The 375-nt window shown below is 50.7% G+C and carries 1 protein-coding gene; it reads right to left on the bottom strand.

All coding sequences use genetic code 11. The features are described from left to right. On the bottom strand, positions 1–375 hold a 375-nt coding region (locus ACEO2X_RS14245; protein ID WP_371972191.1), incomplete at both ends, for a transposase.

Genomic DNA, 375 nt, shown 5'->3' with positions numbered 1-375 from the left:
TCAGCACATCACTTAAATAGGCATACGGATCCAAGCCATTCAGCTTTGCTGACTGGATTAAAGTCATGATATTCGCCGCTCGCTGGCCGCTGCGCAGCGAGCCAGCAAACAGCCAGTTCTTGCGCCCCAACGCCCAGGGACGCATTTGATTTTCTATCCAGTTATTGCAAATCGGTAGATTGCCATCATCCAGATAGCGGCTTAAAGCTGGCCAACGCTTCAGAGTGTAATTGATCGCCTTGGCGGTGGGAGAACTCGATGGCACAGTCAGTTGATGTTGGTTGAGCCATTCATACAGTTGTTGCATCACCGGTTGACTATGCTGTTGTCGGTATTCGCGGCGCTGTTCTGCTGTACCATCGGTCTTTTTCCTGA

The sequence above is a fragment of the Acinetobacter sp. AL9 genome, assembly GCF_041464035.1.
GTDB lineage: Bacteria > Pseudomonadota > Gammaproteobacteria > Pseudomonadales > Moraxellaceae > Acinetobacter > Acinetobacter towneri.
The sequence above is the reverse complement of the archived record's forward strand: the minus strand, read 5'-3'. Positions and strand labels throughout refer to the sequence as shown.